This window comes from Bacillus sp. FSL K6-1106 (genome assembly GCF_038005245.1).
Taxonomy (GTDB): domain Bacteria; phylum Bacillota; class Bacilli; order Bacillales; family Bacillaceae; genus Bacillus; species Bacillus altitudinis.
In genome coordinates, this window is the sequence record NZ_JBBOSV010000001.1 from 2,098,667 (window position 1) to 2,118,802 (window position 20,136).

Sequence of the window (20,136 nt, forward strand, 5' to 3'; positions counted from 1 at the left end):
AACTAACAACATATTTTGATAATTTTTCTAATTATTTTAAACTATTTTTCTTATTTATTACAAAATTTGTCGGTTATAATTATAGCAATTGTTACTTTTTTCTTATTGAAAAATAATTTATTTATCCATAAAAAGTAAATAAAAGATAGAAAAATGGTCAATTCACTCTTCCTAAAGTACTACTTGCTCAAGTATGATATAGAGTGAATACATAAAGGAGTGAACACAATTGCAACAAACTGAGAAAATCATTCAATCTCTTCATTCAATAACAAAGTGGGGAAAGGTTGGGAGCATCTTTCTCTATATTTCAGGTGGTCTATCCATCCTCAGTGGGTTTTGGCTTGTTCTTCCTGCTGCCATTGGCGTTTTTCTCATCATGATGGGAATACATGTCCAAAAATCCGTGAAAGCAGCTGAACAATTGATTCAAGCGCCTGATACTTCTTACGAAGAATTATTGGAACAATATGCTAAGATGATGAAAATGCAAACACTGTTTGCGATTTCAAGTATTGCCGCCGTTATTCTCTCATTCATCGCGATCGTTTTGATGTTTATACTAGGCGGGCTAGCCTTTCTCCAAGAGCTTCCTACTGATGTCCAACAGTACGAAGATTATTACGAAGAAGAACTTGGTGACTTTTATTAATAGAAAGGGGTATCAATGAAATACGATACCCCTTTTTTATTTGAGTTGGCATAGACTTGATACTAAACTTGACAATCAGCCTTTATCATTTTAAAATACAAATCGTAATCATTACGAAATAAAGGAGGATTATAGCAATTATGCGCGTGAAAATCACCTTAGCCTGTACTGAAACAGGTGACAGAAACTATATCACTACAAAAAATAAACGAACGAACCCAGACCGATTGGAGTTAAAAAAATATTCTCCACGATTAAAGAAATACACCCTTCATCGGGAAACAAAATAATTTTTAAGATTTAAATCGTAATCATTACTATATAAGTGAGGCGGCATACAAAATGAGCATGTTCAAAAGGACTAAAACAAATGGATAAAAGAATACCTGTCACAGTTCTAAGCGGCTTTTTAGGAGCTGGAAAAACCACGATATTAAATCATGTTCTTCAGAATCGTAAAGGGCTAAAAGTAGCTGTTATTGTCAATGACATGAGTGAAATAAACATTGATGCGGAATTAGTTAAGCAAGGCGGCGAACTCTCTCGATCAGATGAGAAACTGGTTGAACTATCTAATGGTTGTATTTGTTGCACATTGAGAGAAGATTTATTAATTGAAGTAGAACGCCTTTGTAAGGCTGGGAATATCGATTATATTGTCATTGAATCTACAGGTATTAGTGAACCAATTCCTGTCGCTCAAACTTTCTCTTACATTGATGAAGAAATGGGCATAGACTTGACACGTTTTTGCAGATTAGACACGATGGTAACGGTGGTAGATGCAAACCGTTTCTGGACAGATTTCCAGTCAGGAGAAAGTTTATTGGATCGTAAAGAAGCAGTTTCAGATGATGATGAACGAGAGATTTCCGATTTACTTATTGATCAAATTGAATTTTGTGATGTGCTCATTATCAACAAATGTGATCTTGTATCAGCATCAGAACTAGATCGGCTTGAGCACGTGTTAACCAAACTTCAACCAGAAGCAGCCATTATTAGAACCTCTAAAGGTAACGTACAACCTAGTGATATTTTGAATACTGGTTTATTCGATTTTGAAAAATCTAGTGCTTCTGCGGGCTGGATCAAAGAAATTAATGCTGGACACTCTCAGCATACGCCTGAAACAGAAGAATACCAAATATCATCTTTTGTTTATGAAAGAAGGCTCCCTTTTCATACTGGCAGACTGAATGCATGGTTAGATCAAATGCCAGAGCAAATCGTTCGAGCGAAAGGATTTACATGGCTAGCGACACATCATGATTTAACCATTTTAATTTCACAAGCTGGAAAATCTGTGGCAATTGAACCAATCGCATACTGGATTGCTGCCTTGCCTGAGCAAGAACGATCACGGATCTTAAATCAGGAACCAGACATTCTAGATGAGTGGGATGCAGAGTTTGGTGATCGACATACAAAACTTGTCTTTATCGGTGTAGATTTACCTAAAGCAGATATTATTCGTACACTAGATCAATGCTTACTTACACCTGAAGAATTTGATCAAGATTGGACAACGTTTGAAGACCCCTTTCAATGGAACATACACACTTAAACCAGGAGGGTTTTAAATGGCAAAGAAATCAAAAATAGCAAAAGAAAAAAAGCGGCAGCAGCTCGTTTTGAAATATGCACAATTAAGGAAAGAGCTAAAAGAAAAAGGTGACTATGAAGCTTTGCAGAAACTACCTAGAGACTTTTCACCCACTCGCTTAAAAAACCGCTGTGAATTAACTGGCCGTCCTAGAGGTTACTTGAGAAAATTTAAAATGTCTCGAATTGCTTTTCGTGAGCTTGCCTATAAAGGACAGATTCCAGGAGTAAAAAAATCGAGTTGGTAAAGATTGATTTGATCTTAGCATAGTTCCTGTCAATGTAAAGCAGGACAAAATGAATAAAAATCTCTTTTTCATCCTTACTCTGTCAATTTTGAGGTACAAAATAACATTTTAAAAAACAGCAGAATCTCTGCTGTTTTTTTATGGGGCCGAGCCTTATAGGAAATATTATCCTGATGTTAAAAGAAGATTTTCAACAGTGATTATAGCATTTTCTCTTCTTTTCAAAAATCGATGATCATGATACTTTGTTGTCATTACCCGCCGATGTAGGACATCTCAACTTTTTTCTGATCTTTCTTTTGCTCTCTCTCAGCTGAATATTGATCCTGTCTGTTTGACCAAAGTTCCTTCAATATGTTCACTAGATATTCATCATTTTCTGAATTACGGATGAATTGTCTCAGATCAAAGCCCGATGATGCAAAAAGACAGGTGAATAATTCGCCACGTGCAGATAGTCTAGCTCTATTACACGATCCACAAAAAGCATCTGAAACGGAAGAAATAATGCCAATCTCTCCTGACCCATCCTCATAAAAATAACGATTGGCTACTTCCCCTTGATATCGAGGGGGTTCTGGTTTGATAGGGTATTTTGAATGAATTAGCTCCATAATCTCTTTTTTCGTCAATACATGTTTGAGATTCCATTTGTTCGTATTGCCAACATCCATGAATTCAATAAATCGTAGAATGTGTCCTTCTTTTTTAAAATAGGCTGCCATTGGTAAGATATCTTGATCATTCACACCTTTTTGGACAACCATATTGATCTTAATAGCAAGTCCAGCTTTTTTTGCAGCCTCTATCCCATCAAATACTTTTTGGATGGAAATGTGTCTTCCATTCATCTGCTTAAAACGATCTGGATTTAAAGAATCTAAACTAATGGTGACTCTATTCAGACCTGCTTTCTTTAGCTTATCTGCGTACAAAGGTAACAGCGTTCCATTGGTTGTCATCGCGATGTCTTCAATACCTGGAATTTTTGCGAGTTTTTCTATCAAAACGGGCAAATCTTTACGCATTAAAGGTTCACCGCCTGTAATACGTAATTTCACCACACCTAATTCCTTTGCAAAAAGCGCAGCAAGTCGTTCAATTTCCTCGAAGCTAAGCAGCTCTTCTTTATCTAAAAAAGGATAATCTGGTCCAAAGATTTCAGCAGGCATACAGTACGTACATCTAAAATTACAGCGATCTGTTACGGATATTCTTAAATCGCGCAATGGTCGATGTCTTTTATCCAAAATACTGACCATACTTAGCCTCCTATTCTGTAATACGCTGATGATGAGTATAGATATTAAAAGATTCTCCTCTTACGAATCCAACTGTTGTAATATTTAATTCTTCTGCCATTTTAAGTGCTAACTCAGTAGGAGCTGATTTTGATATGACGATTGATACTCCTAATTTTGCTGCCTTCAACAGAACTTCAGATGATATCCGGCCGCTAAATACAAGGATTTTATCTCTCAGTGGGATTTTATGAAGTAAACAATATCCATAGATTTTATCCAACGCATTATGCCGTCCTATATCCGTCCTAGTGATGAATAGCTTTTCTGTATCACACAGTCCAGCATTATGGACACCACCAGTATGTTGAAATAACTGACTTTCCTCCTGTAAACATTTCATTAAATGAATACAAGTTTCAGCAGAAATACTGATTCGGTCAATGGCTGTTTTTGCCGTCTTTACATCTTGGAGAAAATAAAAATGCCTTCCTTTCCCACAGCAAGATCCGATCACTCGTTTTGTAAAATCTGAGGATTGGAACTGAGTTGTGTGATGTAAGTCAACATATGCAAAACCCATACTTTCATCTATTGTAAACCTTTTAATCTCTTTTTCAAATCGAATGACTCCTTCTGAAGCTAAAAAACCGATCACCAATTCTTTCAAATGATCCGGTGAACAAACGAGTGTGACAAACTCTTCACCATTCACCAGCACGGTTAAAGGGAATTCTTCTACAACTTCATCTATTTTACATGTCATTTGACCTTTGCGATATTGGTGTATGCGTCGTTTCGTTTTAACAGAAGGATTCATGATCTGATCTTCCTTTCAACACAAATTTAGTTATATGAACCAGACGAATTGTGATATTATTTTAAAAAGTCATAAAAATGTAACATATTTCTATCTTATCAAACTTTTTGTTTGCTTTATATGGAGGGAACACAATGAATAAAACAAAAAATCGTTGGCTGATCGCTACAAGTGCTGTGGGGATTCATTTATCTATCGGATCTGTTTATGCATGGAGTGTTTTTACGAATCCTTTACATCAAACCTTTCAATGGTCATTAACAGAAATAAGCCTGACATTTAGCATCGCTATTTTATTTTTAGGTTTATCAGCTGCCTTCATGGGGCATTTCGTTGAAAAGTATGGGCCGAGGGCATCAGGGCTCTTCTCAGCTATTTTCTTCGGCATTGGGATGACTGGATCAGGGTTTGCTGTCCACATGTCTTCATTACCTCTCCTCTATTTATTTTATGGTGTACTCGCTGGAATCGGATTAGGTGTAGGCTATATTGCTCCAGTATCAACATTAGTCAAATGGTTTCCAGATCGAAGAGGACTCGCAACGGGTTTAGCCATTATGGGTTTTGGATTTGCTTCTCTGATTTGCAGTCCCATTATTCAATTTCTCATTGAAAAAGTTGATATTGCAAATACCTTCTATATTCTCGGAATCTCTTATTTTATCATCATGGTCGTTTCATCTCTTTATTTATCACCACCAACACCTGATGATGTCAAACAATTTAACGTGCTAAAAACAAGCCAAAGAAAAATTCCTCAAGATTTATCACAGCTCACCGCAAATGAAGCCATTAAAACACGGCGTTTTTATTATTTGTGGGTCATGCTCTTTATTAATATCACATGCGGAATTGCTATTATTTCTGTAGCATCACCGCTTGCTCAAGAAAGTGTTGGTTTCACGGCGGGTGCAGCAGCTACTCTTGTTGGAATTTTAGGTGCTTTTAATGGGCTAGGACGGATCGGATGGGCATCCTTCTCTGATTATATCGGAAGGCCAAATACGTATACGATTTTCTTTACTATACAGCTCATTGCTTTTCCCTTACTTCCCTACTTAAAAGAACCGCTCATCTTTTCAATCGTGATGGCGATCATTTATACGTGCTACGGAGGAGGGTTTGCTTCAATTCCAGCCTATATCGGAGATTTATTTGGTACCAAGCAGCTAGGTGCCATACACGGTTATATTCTCACCGCTTGGGCCGCTGCTGGTTTAGCAGGACCTTTATTTTCCTCCTTTATTCGTGACATTACAGGCAATTACACACAAAGTCTCATGGTCTTCTCTGGCCTATTTTTCATTGCGTTTATCATATCTCTTCTCATTCGGAAGGATATTAAACAACTTCGTGAATCAAATCTTACTGCTCCTTCTTCTGTCACGGTCCGCTCTTAAGATGAATTTGACAGAATGACAATCTACAGGTAATTTTTAGATATGAAAACGCTTTACAAAATGATAGGAGGGTGACGATATCATGGGAAAAACAAAACACAAGGGGCCTATTAAACTCAACAAAAAACCCTCACCAAAGCTATGGGCCTCTTTTGCTCCTATGGGGCTCGGAAAAGTAAAACCGAAACACATTCGAGACACGATGAAAGTGGCATGGGAGAACAAAGATAATCTCCCTTATGCGTACCGTATATTGACTCAGGGCGTTTGTGACGGCTGTGCTCTTGGTGTATCAGGTTTATACGATCAAACACTAGCAGGACCCCATATATGCACTACAAGACTGAATGTGTTACGGCTTAACACAATGCCAGCTATTGATCCAAAATGGTTCGAAGATATTGAGCGGCTCAAACAAATGGATAGCACGTCTCTTCGAAAACTTGGGCGTATTCCTTATCCCCTGATTCGAAAAAAAGGTGAGAATGCCTTTACACGCATTTCTTGGGATAGTGCATTAGATCAAATCGCCGCTAAAATCAAATCCATTGATAAACGTCAGCTTGCTTTCTATTTAACGGCTAGAGGGATTACAAATGAAGTGTACTATACTGCGGCGAAAGCTGCGCGATTTATTGGAACAAATCATATCGATAATGCTTCTCGTATTTGCCATTCACCAAGCAAAACCGCTCTAAAACGCTCCCTTGGTATAGGTGCATCCAGCTGTAATTACAGTGATTGGATTGGAACAGATGTATTGATATTTTGGGGCTCTGTTGCAGCAAACAACCAGCCGGTTTCTACTAAATATATGTACGCCGCTAAAAAGAAAGGAACCAAGATCATTGTCATCAATCCATATAAAGAGCCTGCAATGGAAAAATATTGGGTCCCTTCTATCCCAGAAAGTGCTTTATTCGGCACAAAAATAGCGGATGATTTTTATCAAGTCAATATAGGCGGCGATATTGCGTTTATGAATGGTGTCATCAAACATTGGTTTGATATGGAGGAGCAAGCGCCCCATTCCGCTCTTGACCATGAATTTATCCAAGCACATACAACCGGCATAAAAGATGTAAAGCAGCATGTCACTCAGTTAAAATGGTCAGATCTCGAAGCATCGTCAGGCTTATCTAAAGAAAGAATGAAGGAATTCGCTGTACTGCTTGCCAATGCCAATTCAGGGGTGTTTATTTGGAGTATGGGTCTCACTCAGCATCGCTTTGCAACTGATAATATATCTCAAGTCGCAAACCTTGCCATGTTACGCGGATTTATTGGCAGAAAACATTGTGGCGTTATGCCTATTCGTGGCCATAGCGGTGTCCAAGGCTCAGGCGAAATGGGTGCCGATCCATTCGTATTGCCCGGCAGTGATTTTGATGCAGAGAATATTAAAAGAATCGAGAAGATATGGGGATTTGATATTCCAAAATGGCATGGCGACACGATTGGGCAATCATTTGAAAAAATGGCTCTTCCAAAAGAACACCCGCAAAAGCTGAAGATGCTGTTTACTAGCGGTGGAAACTTTTTAGAAACGATGCCAAATCCTGAAGCGATTGAAAAAGCACTATCCGAGCTTGAACTCCGTGTCCATCAAGATATTATTTTGAACACCTCTACACTGGTAGAAGCAGAAGAGACTGTGATTGTTCTGCCTGCAATGACAAGATATGAACAGCCAGGCGGCGGTACATCAACCAGTACGGAACGCATGGTGTATTTCAGTCCGGAAATTGAAGGACCTCGCATTGAAGAAGCTAGAGCTGAATGGGACATTTATATTGACCTAGCAAAAAGAGTTCGCCCAGAAGACGCGAAGCTGATTCATTTTGACCATGCTGAAGACATTCGCCGTGAGATTGCCATCGCAAATCGGAACTATGATGGGATCCAGCATTTGCGTCATAAAGGGGATGTCTTTCAATGGGGTGGCGCATGGCTTTGCGAAGATGGGGTGTGTCCAACACCGGATGGAAAAGGACACCTGCTCCCAGCACAGCTGCCTCAATACCGAAAAACTGAAGGGCATTTCAATATCACGACAAGACGAGGCAAGCAATTCAACTCTATGATTTACAGTGAAAAGGATGCCTTTAATGGTGGAAAGCGGCATTCTATCTTGATGAATGAAGAAGATGCGAAAGAGCTTTACGTCCAAGAAGGCGATCCCGTTGTCCTTTTTAATCAATATGGATCCTACCAAGGAGTTGCTCAATTCGGAGAGCTGAAACGTGGAAATATCGCAGTTTATTGGCCTGAAGGAAACGTGTTAATACCAAAAGGAGTTTACGAAAGCTATTCCCAGATTCCAGAATACAATACCACCGCAATATTAGAAAAAGCCGAAACCTTTCATGCAAGAAAAGATCAGCACTACGTGGAGAAACGGATTGATGAATTGGAAACGACTTTAAATTGATCCTTTATGAAAAAACAGCTGGGGGTTTCTCCCCAGCTGTCTATTCACATCCTATTGACCAAAAGAGTTCGCTTCTTTTTGAAGAATATGATTCAATTCTTCTGCATTTGCTGCTGGTTGATATTGTCCACCACCAGCTTGGGCAACAGATTTTAGACTTTTTGCTTCTTTTTCATTTACATCGAAGCCAATGATATTGACGATTGTGTCAATACCTTCTTCATGTAATTGCTTTGCTGCTTGTGATGGGCTTCCGCCACATGTTTCCTCACCATCGCTGACAACATATACAATATTTTTTCCTTTAGCTTGGTGATCTTCAAAATCTTGTTTCGTATCAGTTAATGCTTTGGCAAGTGGTGTCCATCCTGTTGGACCATACACATTTAGCGCTTGTTGAAAGGTTGCTTGCTCATATGTTCCAAATCCATAAACTGCTTCGGAACTTGCACAAGAAACGGCTTTTCCTGCATTTTTATTCGTTCCTTCATGACCAAAAACACGAAGCAAGACTTGTGTATCTTCTGATAAAATACTTGCGAAACTTTGGATCGAGCGTTTTGCGATATCGATTTTCTTTTCGCCTTCAACCGATTGTGCCATGCTTCCGCTTAAATCAAGTAAAATCACCACATGAGCAGGCTCCTTTTTCGTTACAGCATGAGCTGGTGAAGAAAGAAGCAGAACAAGACTCGCTAAAATGGTTAATATAATATTTCTTTTCATTAAAAAATCTCCCTTTTTTTCATTTGTACAGAAAAAGAGAAACGAAAGCATCAATCAATCGTTTCCCTTTTCTTCAGCAAGTTATTCGTGTAGTTTTAATGATTCTGCTGTAAGGATAGAACCCATTTCTTTCCCTGTGCTTGCTTGGTAGTAATGACCTTTACCAGCTTTAGCTACTTGCTTCAATTGACCTTCATAGCCATCGTTAAAGTCTAATCCAATCACATTGACTACAGTAGATCCTTTTGAGTTATGAAGCTCTTTCGCTACTTTTACTGGATCTCCACCACAAGTTTCTTCACCATCAGTAATTAAGTACACAATGTGTTTTGTTCCCTTATGAAGCTGCTTATCCGCTTGCTTTGCACTTTCAAGAGCACGTGCAATCGGTGTCCAGCCATTTGGTCCAAGACCGTTTAGAGAGTTTTCGAAACTATCCTTTTCATAAGGCTGAACGCCATAAACGCCTCTAATGACTTCACATGATTGGGCTTTACCTGAGTTTTTGTTGTTTCCTTCAGACCCAAACAAACTCATACGGATTTTAGCATCTTTCGGAAGAGACTGAGCAAATTTAAATACCTCTTGTTTTGCTAAATCGAATTTGCGCTCTCCATCCACTTTTCTTGCCATACTTCCACTTGCATCAAGTAAGATCGTCACTCTTACATCTTTCTTATGTTTTTTGGCTGATGCTGCTTCTGCAAATACTGGTGAAGAGATTGACATTGATAATGTCAATACAGCTAAGGTTACGAGTGTAAATACTTTTTTCAACATGCTTTTCCTTCCTCCTTATGTATTTGATTGAAACATCTTAATCGTAAAATATTCTGTCTTGGAATGGTATAGGACTCGATCCCTTTTTCTCTTTCATCAAAATCACTAAAATTCTGTCAGATGTCTAGATATATTCACCTAACGACTCTTTTGTCACCCTCGTTTTCTCATTCTTTCGAGGGGCTTTGTATCGGCCATCGGTTCTTGTCGGGATGTAAATGTTTAAGATTTCCTGAGGTGCGCCTTAAGTCGCAATTTGTCACATTCTGTTCAAACCTCTTCACACATAAAAAAAAGATGCCCCCATTTTGAGGCACCTTTGCTTTTATTTCTTAGCCATATATGTGTTCAGAAAGCGATCAGCTGATTCAATTTTTATCCCTTGATAATAATGTTTCACGATCGCCTCTACTTTTTTGCCTGACTGTGCCATATAATGTGCACCATACTGACTCATGCCCACACCATGGCCATACCCTTTTGTCGTAATCACGATTTGCTGACCCTTTCGTTCCCATGTAAAGTCTGCAGAGTGCAATCCTAGTGATTCGCGAATGTCTCTGCCCGACAATGTTTTTCCGTTAATGACGGCTTTGGCTACTTGATTGCCTGGTGTTCGTTCTACAATTTCTCCCACCTGCTGCTGGCCAAGGGTCACACCAAGTTTTTGCTGAAATTCGCTCACTGTGATGGTTTTCTTGTTTTGGAATTTGGGTGATTTTTCGTCCCATTTGCTTGAGACGCTTTTCAAATAAGGGATTTCATTTTTCCAATAAGCTTCTGCATTTTCGGTTTTCCCATTACTTGTTGAAAAGAAGGAAGCATCAATTGGTTTTTCGTCATACGTCAGTACTTTCCCTTGTGTACTGGCGACCGCTTCTGTGACCTTTTTTAATTTCCAATTGTACGCTTTTCCCCAAATTTTCTTCAGTTCCTGTTTATTTTTGTACACTTGGAACATTTGGGTGTCATCTACAAGAGAACCCTGTGGAGATTTGACGGTTTTATCAATGATCATTTGTCTGACGATATACGTTCTAGCGGCGAGTGCCTGTGCCTTGAGCGCCTCTATTTCAAAATCGGCTGGCATTTCAGAAGCGACGACACCGATCACATACTCTTCTAAGGGGATGTTTTCTACCTGCTGATGTGCTGAACGGTAGACGGGAATGGAGACGGGTGATTGTTTTAATTTGACTGAACCTTTCACTTCTTTTTTAACCGATGGTTCTGCTGCTACGTGTTGGCTGGCTGCTGGTTTTCCTTGGAACGTCGGCAACACGAGTAAGGTTGGAATCATTAAAATGATGATGCAAATTCCTGCGATTGTCCATATCATTGGTTTCATATTGGCTGCCCCCATTTGTCATTGAATCTCTTTTATCCTATGGGCAAGGACAAGCTAATATGACAGCTTCTTTCATTCATTGGACAAGTCTTTTGCTGATATGTTTGTGCTCTTCATCGTTTGATTTACTGTTCGTCTTTATGAATAAAATTTAAAATGATTGGATACACTAATGATAAGCTTTTGAAAATGCAACCAGTCTATGATTCTAAAAGAAATCAGCATGCCCAAATGGACACACTGATTTCTTTTATGATTATGCGTTTAGATCTGATACAACTTGTTCTTGTGTCACATCTGCTGATTCATCATTTACTCTTTCAATGTCTGCACCGATTGCTGCTAGTTTTTGGTGGAAGTTCACATATCCACGGTCAATATGCTTCAATTCAGTGACACGTGTATGACCTTCTGCCACTAATCCAGCAAGTACAAGTGCTGCTCCTGCTCTTAAATCAGTCGCTGCCACTTCAGCACCTTGAAGTTGAACAGGTCCATTGATTATCACAGAGCGACCCTCAATTTTAATATCGCCATTCATGCGGCGGAATTCTTCAGCATGCATAAAACGATTTTCAAACACAGTTTCTGTGATCATGCTTGTTCCGTTCGCACGAAGCAATAGCGCCATCATCTGAGATTGCATATCCGTTGGGAAACCAGGATGCGGCATTGTTTTTAGATCGATTGGCTTGAGCTCAGATGGTCCAATGACTCTTAAACCTTCTTCTTCTTCAATGATCTGAATACCCATTTCTTCCATTTTCGCCACAAGTGAAGTCATGTGCTCAGGCACAGCGCCTTTTACAAGAACATTTCCTTCAGTAATGGCTGCTGCCACCATAAACGTACCAGCTTCAATTCGGTCAGGGATGATGTTGTGTTTTGCACCGTGAAGTGTTTCTACACCTTCGATTTTAATTGTACCAGTTCCAGCACCGCGAACCTTACCGCCCATGGCATTGATGTAGTTTGCCAAATCAACAATTTCAGGTTCTTTTGCTACGTTTTCTAAAATCGTCGTTCCTTCAGCCAATGCTGCTGCCATGATGATGTTTTCAGTTGCCCCTACACTTGGGAAATCCAAATAGATTTTTGCACCTTTTAAACGGCCATTTACTTCAGCCTCGATGAAACCATTACCTACTTGAATTTTAGCTCCCATTGCTTCAAAGCCTTTTAAATGCTGATCAATTGGTCTTGAACCAATCGCACAACCACCAGGTAATGCAACTCTTGCATGACCTGTTCTAGCTAAAAGTGGTCCCATGACGAGCACAGATGCTCTCATTTTACGGACGTACTCAAACGGAGCCTCAGTTTCTAGTGCATGAGATGCATCTACTGATACTTCGTTATTTTCAAAATGTACTTCTGCTCCTAAATGACGTAACACTTCATTGATTGTATATACATCGGAGAGCGTAGGTACATCACAAATTACGCTTTTTTCTGTACTTGCTAACAAAGATGCAGCGATAACTGGTAAAACGGCATTTTTTGCGCCTTCTACTTTAACTGTGCCGTTTAACTTTTGACCGCCGCGGACGATGATTTTTTCCAAGGTCTTCCCCTCCGCGTCCCAAATTCTCTATATTAATATTCAGTCGTTACGATTGGTGTGCCAACCGTAATCGTATGATTTTCGTTCATTTCCGAACTTCTGATGGCAATTTGAACATTCATTTTATCATTTGAAGTCATAATGAACTGTTCCCACTTCTCTGTGTAAGCGGAAAGCGACACAAAATTAGACTCAACGAGATACTCAACAGGTTTTGCTTGAAATTCATTTGCTATCATTTCAGCTTTTTTTTGCAAAACAACATCCATCATACCATTTACATGACCATCGAGACAAGTAAAAATCACAAATTTTTCTTGTAATATGCTTTTTGCATGACGTACGAACTGATCATATGTATGCTCCCAGGTATTCAGTGGGCGAGCACCTTTTTGCTCATATAATAAATACGACTTTTGGTTTGATTTTGTGTCGGTCTTCACGAGTAAAATTTTCGATAATGTATCATTTTTTTCATCTTTGTAAATTCCTGTGACTTTGGTGACATGTTTCTCTTTTTTTTCGGTCCACTCATACTGTCGTAGTTCGTCTTTCAAACGTTTCACTTTTTTTGAAAATTGTTCGGATGAAATGTCTATATTTGTTTTGGCATGAAGCGTCCATCCACTTACTTCGATTTGCTGGTTTTTCATACCTTCTGCTATTTGAGCGAGCGTGGATGTTTCTTCCGCCCGAACACCTTGAATCATCAGAACAAAAAAAAGAATAAATGCAAATAATGGCCAACCTTTTAAATACTTTCTCACTTGTCATTCCCCCTTGCTACAAGTGTTGCCGCAAGGAGATCAATGCATACGTGGAAAAGTCATCAAAGGCCATATTTTTGACACTTCTTTTTACGTTCCCGCAGAAGGCAGTGACCAAACCTTTTATGTTAAAACATATAAGGGATTTGTCTGGAGAAATTTAAATAATCAAGGAAGAAATTGCTGACTGCCGATGCAATAGCAATCGTGATCAGCATCATGAGCAATCTAGCTTGAATAATTTTTCCTTTTTTAATCAGTGGATCGATATTCACCGCAAGCAATGCCCACCACGTAATGGCAATAAAAAATAGGTGGATCACAATACTGACAATTGCTTGTTGTCCTACGTCTTCCATACACTTGAATCCTCCTTTTATTGATTTCTGTAAAGGAAAACTCCCTTTCATTATATCCTCCAAAATCGGAAAGATGAATCATTTGGAAAAAAGAGCTACATTTAGAGTGAATCCCCTCTTATTCTGATGCGAAGGAGATGATATACTGCGGTGGAAGGAGCTGATCATATTTGAAAGATTCTTTTCCTGACTTTGTTGATTTGTACGGAGAACTGGTTCCCTCATTTGAACATGAATGGGAAGCCATTGCTTTCTACTTTGATTATAGACAGACACAGCTAGAAGAATTAGCACAATTGTGTCATTTTCATAACATTTCTTTGGATTACTCAGAGGAAAGCCTTTATCAGTTAGAGTCATTATACTTCGATGCCTTCCGTCAGCAGCTTTTTGCTGAGTGGAAAATGCCTATTGATGCATTGGAAGCGATGTTGAGTGTGTACATGGGAGAGGTTGTCATCAAGCATCATTCAGATGCTGATTGGGTCGTGCGGCCTTATATGGACTCTCCGCACCAATATACCCTTGGCTTACGCAGAAATAATAAAACATGGCATTGCAGTACGCAATTTTGCGAGCAGTTATATCTAGAAAAGCAAGCATCTCATCCTTATGTGTCGATGTATCAATCTCTCATGTCATCCTAAAAAAAATCCTTCTTATCGCAATGATAAGAAGGATTTTCTGTTTTATTTCCCTGCTACATTTAAACGGTTTAATGCCCGTTTTAATGCGAGTTCCGCCCTGCGTACATCACTTTCATTCGGGTGGTTCAAATGCTCTTCAGCACGCTGTTTCGCTGATTTTGCACGATCTACATCAACTTTGTCTGATGTTTCAGCAGCCTGAGCAAGAATGGTTACTTTTTCGGGGCGAACTTCAACAAATCCACCGCTTACTGCAACCAATTCAGTTGATCCACTATGTTTTAAGCGAACTGCACCGATTTTTAGCGGAGCAACCATTGGAACGTGGCCAGCTAAAATCCCAAGCTCACCGCTTTCTGCTCTTACACTGACCATTTCCACATCCGCTTCATACACTGGGCCGTCGGGAGTAACGATATTGACTTGAACGGTCTTCATGCTTTTACCCTCCTAAGGACCAGATTAGGCCTCTACACCCATCTCTTTGGCTTTTTCAACCACTTCTTCAATGCGGCCGACTAAGCGGAATGCATCTTCTGGAAGGTGATCGTATTTACCAGATAAGATTTCCTTGAAGCCTTTAACAGTTTCTTGTAATGGCACATAAGAACCTTTTTGGCCAGTGAACTGTTCTGCTACGTGGAAGTTTTGAGATAGGAAGAATTGAACACGACGAGCTCTGTGTACCACAAGCTTATCGTCCTCAGATAATTCATCCATACCTAAAATGGCAATGATATCTTGCAATTCTTTATAACGTTGCAATGTTTGCTGAACTTCACGCGCGATCGCATAATGCTCTTCGCCAACAATCTCAGGTGCAAGGGCACGAGATGTTGAAGCAAGTGGATCTACCGCTGGGTAAATCCCCATCTCTGTCAACTTACGCTCAAGGTTTGTCGTTGCATCAAGGTGAGCGAACGTTGTAGCTGGAGCTGGATCTGTATAGTCATCCGCAGGTACATAGATCGCTTGAATCGATGTAACCGATCCTACGTTTGTAGACGTGATACGCTCTTGAAGCTGACCCATTTCTGTTGCAAGAGTTGGCTGATAACCTACCGCTGAAGGCATACGTCCAAGAAGGGCTGATACTTCAGAACCTGCTTGTGTAAAACGATAGATGTTATCGATGAAGAACAATACGTCTTGACCTTGTTCATCACGGAAATGCTCTGCCATTGTCAAACCAGTTAGAGCTACACGCATACGTGCACCTGGTGGCTCGTTCATTTGGCCGAAGACCATCGCTGTTTTTTCGATAACGCCAGAATCTTTCATTTCGTAGTAAAGGTCATTTCCTTCACGTGTACGCTCTCCAACACCAGCGAATACAGAAATACCGCCGTGTTCTTGTGCGATGTTGTTGATCAATTCTTGAATCAGAACGGTTTTACCAACACCGGCTCCACCGAATAGACCGATCTTTCCACCTTTGATGTAAGGAGCAAGAAGGTCAACAACTTTGATACCTGTTTCAAGAATTTCAACTTCTGTAGAAAGTTGATCGAAAGAAGGCGCTTGTCTGTGGATTGGGTCTCTTTGCGCTTCCACACCAAGTGGCTCATCTAAGTCAATGTTATCTCCCAGTACGTTGAATACACGTCCAAGTGTTACGTTACCAACTGGTACTGAAATTGGTTTTCCAAGGTCTACAGCTTCCATACCGCGCTTCACACCGTCTGTTGATGCCATTGCGATGGTTCTCACTGTATCATCACCTAAATGTAGTGCTACTTCTAAAGTTAAGTCGATATCAACTTCACTTTCGCTTTCCGCTTTATGCGAAACTTTGATCGCATTATAAATCTCAGGCAAGTGACCGTCTTCAAAACGAACGTCTACGACTGGTCCCATGATCTGACTGATGCGTCCTGTTTTCATTGCATTCCCTCCTGACAATTATTTCTATTCTAAGGCAGCTGCTCCGCCGACAATTTCTGTAATCTCTTGTGTAATCGCTGCTTGACGAGCACGGTTGTAAGAGAGTGTCAGGCTGTCGATCAATTCTTTTGCGTTGTCTGTTGCACTCTTCATTGCTGTCATCCTTGCAGCATGTTCACTTGCTTTGCTGTCAAGAAGCGCACCGAAAATCAAACTCTCTGCATATTGAGGAAGGAGAACTTCAAGAATTTCTTCTTCAGAAGGCTCAAACTCATAAGATGCGGAACGTTTATTTGGTGTCGCTGCGGCCGAAAGGTCCGTTAGCGGCAATAATTTTTTCTCTGTTACTTCTTGTGAAATGGCACTGACGAAATGGTTATAGAACATGTAAAGCTCATCAAACGCTTCATCAGAGAACATTTGTACTGTACTGCTTGCTAATTCTTTAATATCAGCAAACGCTACTTCGTCTCCAAGCCCTGTGACTTCAGAAATAACTGGAATACCACGCTTTTTGAAGAAGTCGCGTCCGATTTTACCAATCACAATCACCGCATATTCATCAGCAGATTGATGACGAGATTGAATGGCTTGGTAAGCGGCACGTAAAATCGAGCTGTTAAAAGGTCCTGCAAGTCCTCGATCAGATGTAATGACGAGATACCCTGTTTTCTTAACAGGTCTTGAAAGAAGCATTGGGTGCTTAGCACTTGTTCCAGTTGCGATTGCCGCAACGACTTCTTGGATTTTCTCCATGTAAGGAACAAAGGACTTCGCATTATTTTCAGCACGATTCAGTTTCGCAGCTGATACCATTTGCATCGCTTTTGTGATCTGACTCGATTTTTTTGTTGACGTGATCCTTGACTTAATATCGCGTAATGAGGCCAAAGATTTCACCACCTTTTTTCAGGAATCCGTGTTCATTTACGTGAAAAGAGAGAAAAAGAGAATCTTTTTCTCTCGGAAAGATTACTAATTAGTTGCTTGGTGCAAACGTACGTTTAAAGCCTTCGATCGCTGCTTTCCACTCTTCATCAGCAGGCATGTTTCCTGTTTGAGAGATTGTGTCAAACAAGTCTTTATGGTTTTCTTCAATGTACATGAATAACTCAGCTTCAAAGCGTTTGACATCAGCAATCGCTACATCATCTAAGTATCCTCTTGTCAGTGCATAAAGAATCGCTACTTGTTTTTCAACTTTCAGCGGCTTGTTCAAGTCTTGTTTTAAGACTTCAACTGTTCTAGCACCACGGTTTAATTTGGCTTGAGTCGCTTGGTCTAGATCAGATCCAAACTGAGCGAATGCTTCAAGCTCACGATAAGAAGCAAGATCCAGACGAAGTGTACCTGCTACCTTTTTCATCGCTTTGATTTGTGCAGAACCACCTACACGAGATACAGACAATCCTGCGTTTACCGCTGGACGTACGCCTGAGAAGAAGAGGTCAGATTGTAAGAAGATCTGTCCATCTGTGATTGAGATAACGTTTGTTGGGATATATGCAGAGATATCACCAGCTTGCGTTTCTACGAAAGGCAATGCTGTGATAGAACCGCCACCCTTTTCATCACTAAGCTTCGCTGCACGCTCTAATAAACGAGAGTGAAGATAGAAAACATCACCAGGGAATGCTTCACGACCTGGAGGACGACGAAGCAATAATGAAAGCTCACGGTAAGCTGCCGCTTGTTTAGAAAGGTCATCATACACAACAAGCACATGCTTGCCGTTATACATGAATTCCTCACCCATCGTTACACCTGCATAAGGAGCAAGGTAAAGAAGTGGAGCTGGCTGTGATGCAGAAGCTGTGACAACGATTGTGTAGTCAAGCGCACCATGCTTACGAAGTGTTTCAACAACACCACGAACAGTTGATTCTTTTTGTCCGATCGCTACATAGATACAGATCATGTCTTGATCTTTTTGGTTCAGGATCGTATCAATTGCAACAGATGTTTTACCTGTTTGACGGTCCCCAATAATCAATTCACGCTGTCCGCGTCCGATTGGAATCAAGGCATCAATTGCTTTAATTCCCGTTTGAAGCGGCTCATGTACCGATTTACGATCCATAACGCCTGGTGCTTCACTTTCAATTGGACGTGTTTTGCTTGTTAAAATTGGACCTAGTCCATCAACAGGCTGACCAAGTGGGTTCACAATACGTCCGATTAACTCTTCTCCTACTGGAACCTCCATGATACGACCTGTACGTTTTACGTCGTCACCTTCACGGATATCTTTGTAAGGTCCTAAGATTACGATACCTACGTTAGACTCCTCAAGGTTTTGAGCCATACCCATTACACCGTTAGAGAACTCAACAAGCTCTCCTGCCATAATGTTGTCAAGGCCATGTACACGCGCGATACCGTCCCCTACTTGAATGACTGTACCGACATCTTTTACTTCAATTTCAGATTGATAGTTTTGGATTTGCTGCTTTATCAGCGCGCTAATCTCTTCAGCTTTGATACTCACTAAGGTTTCACCCCTTCTAACGATTTTCGCCTGCAAGCTGACGTTCAATGCGGGAAAGCTTTCCGCTGACACTGCCGTCATAAATGCGGTTTCCGATACGGATTTTCACTCCGCCTATTAGATCCTTGTCAATCACGTTTTCTACACGCAGTGATGTGACTCCGGCTTTTTTGGCAAATACTTCAGATAAAGATTGAATTTCAGCTCCGCTGAGCGGTTTCACTGAATACACGATCGCATCGTCTATTTGTTTCGTACGGTTTGCAAGTTTCACAAACTCAGACGCCATTTCAGGAAAAATATTCGTGCGTCCACGGTCAATCAGTAAATACATTGTGTGCAAAACATATGTCGAAACACCTTTGAAAGCTTCTGCAATCAGATGTTTCTTTTTGTCTGCCGTAATCTTCGGATGAACAAGAAAGTCATTTAATTCTTGGTCAGCCTTGAGAACTTTTTTGATCTCATTCAGCTCTTTTTCAGTTTCGTCTACTGCCGAAGAAGCAAGAACGATGTCAAAAAGAGCAGAAGCGTAACGCTTAGAGACAATAGTCACGCTCATCGGCTTTCGCCTGCCTCTTTAAGATACTCTTGGATCAATTTCTCTTGTGCTTGCTCATCAAGTTCTTTTTCAATCACTTTAGAAGCAATTAATACAGAAAGTGATGCAACTTGCTCGCGCAGTGCAGCCACAGCTTGTTCTTTTTCTTTCACGATTTCAGTTCTAGCAGACTCTTTCAAGCGCTCTGATTCTTGACGCGCTGCTTGAATGATGTCTTCTTTTTGTTTCTCACCAATCTTTTTCGCATTTTCGATGAGTGTATGTGATTCTTCGCGTGCTTCTTTCAATAAGACACGTTGTTCTTCAAGAAGCTTTTCAGCTTGAACGTGCTTTTCTTCAGCACTTGAAATTTCATTTCCTATATAATCTTCACGCTGTTTCATAATCCCTAATAAAGGCTTAAGCGCAAATTTCTTTAAAAGTGCAAGCAGGATGAGCATAGCGATCAGCTGGAATATGATATCTCCGGTGTTTAGACCTGCTCCTAAAACTACTGGTAACTGAGACATTTAGTACGGCAACTCCCTTCTTTAAATAATATGTTAAGAAACAAAACATAAAGGAATGGCGAAGTTTCGAACTAATCTGATCTTCGCCATTAAAATTCATATTAG

21 protein-coding genes are annotated in these 20,136 nt (G+C 40.2%); 7 read left to right on the forward strand and 14 right to left on the reverse strand.

What is annotated here, in order from left to right; all coding sequences use genetic code 11:
* The first annotated feature begins 229 nt into the window (after positions 1–229).
* The 4 genes from MHI20_RS11010 (at position 230) to rpsN (ending at position 2,505) form a co-directional block, all read left to right on the forward strand.
* Complete coding sequence (locus MHI20_RS11010; protein WP_007497598.1) at positions 230–652, forward strand: DUF5362 family protein; 423 nt, start codon at positions 230–232, stop codon at positions 650–652.
* A 140-nt stretch (positions 653–792) separates the two neighbouring features.
* Positions 793–942 carry a 50S ribosomal protein L33 gene (gene rpmG / locus MHI20_RS11015; RefSeq protein ID WP_003214771.1) on the forward strand — a complete coding sequence of 50 codons (150 nt, stop codon included), beginning with the start codon at positions 793–795 and terminating at the stop codon, positions 940–942.
* Positions 943–1,022: 80 nt separating this feature from the next.
* On the forward strand, positions 1,023–2,219 hold the full coding sequence (locus tag MHI20_RS11020) for a GTP-binding protein (RefSeq protein WP_041091417.1): 1,197 nt from the start codon (positions 1,023–1,025) through the stop codon (positions 2,217–2,219).
* A 16-nt stretch (positions 2,220–2,235) separates the two neighbouring features.
* On the forward strand, positions 2,236–2,505 hold the full coding sequence (rpsN, locus tag MHI20_RS11025) for a 30S ribosomal protein S14 (protein ID WP_268361061.1): 270 nt from the start codon (positions 2,236–2,238) through the stop codon (positions 2,503–2,505).
* A gap of 254 nt (positions 2,506–2,759) precedes the next feature.
* Here the strand turns inward: rpsN and moaA are convergent, their stop codons facing one another.
* A complete protein-coding gene (gene moaA / locus MHI20_RS11030) occupies positions 2,760–3,767 on the reverse strand; it encodes a GTP 3',8-cyclase MoaA (protein ID WP_268381904.1) in 1,008 nt (335 codons plus the stop codon).
* Positions 3,768–3,777: 10 nt separating this feature from the next.
* Positions 3,778–4,566 carry a formate dehydrogenase accessory sulfurtransferase FdhD gene (gene fdhD, locus MHI20_RS11035; protein ID WP_268381905.1) on the reverse strand — a complete coding sequence of 263 codons (789 nt, stop codon included), beginning with the start codon at positions 4,564–4,566 and terminating at the stop codon, positions 3,778–3,780.
* A gap of 134 nt (positions 4,567–4,700) precedes the next feature.
* Between fdhD and MHI20_RS11040 the strand changes: the two genes are divergently transcribed.
* Both MHI20_RS11040 and MHI20_RS11045 read left to right on the forward strand, forming a co-directional pair.
* Positions 4,701–5,966 (forward strand): L-lactate MFS transporter, encoded by a 1,266-nt coding sequence (locus MHI20_RS11040; RefSeq protein ID WP_025208127.1) that lies wholly within the window; start codon positions 4,701–4,703, stop codon positions 5,964–5,966.
* A gap of 82 nt (positions 5,967–6,048) precedes the next feature.
* Positions 6,049–8,397 (forward strand): FdhF/YdeP family oxidoreductase, encoded by a 2,349-nt coding sequence (locus tag MHI20_RS11045; RefSeq protein WP_135009595.1) that lies wholly within the window; start codon positions 6,049–6,051, stop codon positions 8,395–8,397.
* Positions 8,398–8,448: 51 nt separating this feature from the next.
* On the opposite strand, the gene MHI20_RS11050 is transcribed toward MHI20_RS11045, so the two are convergent.
* The 6 genes from MHI20_RS11050 to MHI20_RS11075 all read right to left on the reverse strand — a co-directional run bounded on the left by MHI20_RS11050 (position 8,449) and on the right by MHI20_RS11075 (position 13,941).
* Complete coding sequence (locus tag MHI20_RS11050) at positions 8,449–9,123, reverse strand: VWA domain-containing protein (RefSeq protein WP_045034059.1); 675 nt, start codon at positions 9,121–9,123, stop codon at positions 8,449–8,451.
* 81 nt (positions 9,124–9,204) lie between these two features.
* Entirely contained in the window at positions 9,205–9,903 is a 699-nt protein-coding gene (locus MHI20_RS11055) for a VWA domain-containing protein (protein ID WP_008343379.1), read from the reverse strand.
* A 325-nt stretch (positions 9,904–10,228) separates the two neighbouring features.
* On the reverse strand, positions 10,229–11,251 hold the full coding sequence (gene spoIID, locus MHI20_RS11060) for a stage II sporulation protein D (RefSeq protein WP_008343381.1): 1,023 nt from the start codon (positions 11,249–11,251) through the stop codon (positions 10,229–10,231).
* A gap of 256 nt (positions 11,252–11,507) precedes the next feature.
* Positions 11,508–12,815 carry a UDP-N-acetylglucosamine 1-carboxyvinyltransferase gene (murA, locus tag MHI20_RS11065; protein WP_007497616.1) on the reverse strand — a complete coding sequence of 436 codons (1,308 nt, stop codon included), beginning with the start codon at positions 12,813–12,815 and terminating at the stop codon, positions 11,508–11,510.
* 32 nt (positions 12,816–12,847) lie between these two features.
* Positions 12,848–13,582, reverse strand: coding sequence for a YwmB family TATA-box binding protein (locus MHI20_RS11070; RefSeq protein ID WP_008343385.1), 735 nt, complete (start codon positions 13,580–13,582; stop codon positions 12,848–12,850).
* Positions 13,583–13,710: 128 nt separating this feature from the next.
* Positions 13,711–13,941, reverse strand: coding sequence for a DUF1146 family protein (locus MHI20_RS11075; RefSeq protein ID WP_025208130.1), 231 nt, complete (start codon positions 13,939–13,941; stop codon positions 13,711–13,713).
* Positions 13,942–14,111: 170 nt separating this feature from the next.
* On the opposite strand from MHI20_RS11075, the gene MHI20_RS11080 reads away from it, so the two are divergent.
* Positions 14,112–14,588, forward strand: coding sequence for a hypothetical protein (locus MHI20_RS11080; RefSeq protein ID WP_268381907.1), 477 nt, complete (start codon positions 14,112–14,114; stop codon positions 14,586–14,588).
* A 42-nt stretch (positions 14,589–14,630) separates the two neighbouring features.
* On the opposite strand, the gene MHI20_RS11085 is transcribed toward MHI20_RS11080, so the two are convergent.
* The 6 genes from MHI20_RS11085 to atpF all read right to left on the reverse strand — a co-directional run bounded on the left by MHI20_RS11085 (position 14,631) and on the right by atpF (position 20,031).
* Positions 14,631–15,026, reverse strand: coding sequence for a F0F1 ATP synthase subunit epsilon (locus MHI20_RS11085; RefSeq protein WP_008343393.1), 396 nt, complete (start codon positions 15,024–15,026; stop codon positions 14,631–14,633).
* A 24-nt stretch (positions 15,027–15,050) separates the two neighbouring features.
* A complete protein-coding gene (gene atpD / locus MHI20_RS11090; protein ID WP_008343395.1) occupies positions 15,051–16,472 on the reverse strand; it encodes a F0F1 ATP synthase subunit beta in 1,422 nt (473 codons plus the stop codon).
* 24 nt (positions 16,473–16,496) lie between these two features.
* Complete coding sequence (locus MHI20_RS11095) at positions 16,497–17,363, reverse strand: F0F1 ATP synthase subunit gamma (RefSeq protein WP_007497628.1); 867 nt, start codon at positions 17,361–17,363, stop codon at positions 16,497–16,499.
* Positions 17,364–17,451: 88 nt separating this feature from the next.
* Positions 17,452–18,960 carry a F0F1 ATP synthase subunit alpha gene (atpA, locus tag MHI20_RS11100; protein ID WP_008343398.1) on the reverse strand — a complete coding sequence of 503 codons (1,509 nt, stop codon included), beginning with the start codon at positions 18,958–18,960 and terminating at the stop codon, positions 17,452–17,454.
* 16 nt (positions 18,961–18,976) lie between these two features.
* A complete protein-coding gene (locus MHI20_RS11105) occupies positions 18,977–19,522 on the reverse strand; it encodes a F0F1 ATP synthase subunit delta (RefSeq protein ID WP_007497632.1) in 546 nt (181 codons plus the stop codon).
* Entirely contained in the window at positions 19,519–20,031 is a 513-nt protein-coding gene (atpF, locus tag MHI20_RS11110) for a F0F1 ATP synthase subunit B (RefSeq protein ID WP_007497634.1), read from the reverse strand. Before atpF ends, MHI20_RS11105 begins: the two co-directional genes overlap by 4 nt.
* Positions 20,032–20,136: the final 105 nt, after the last annotated feature.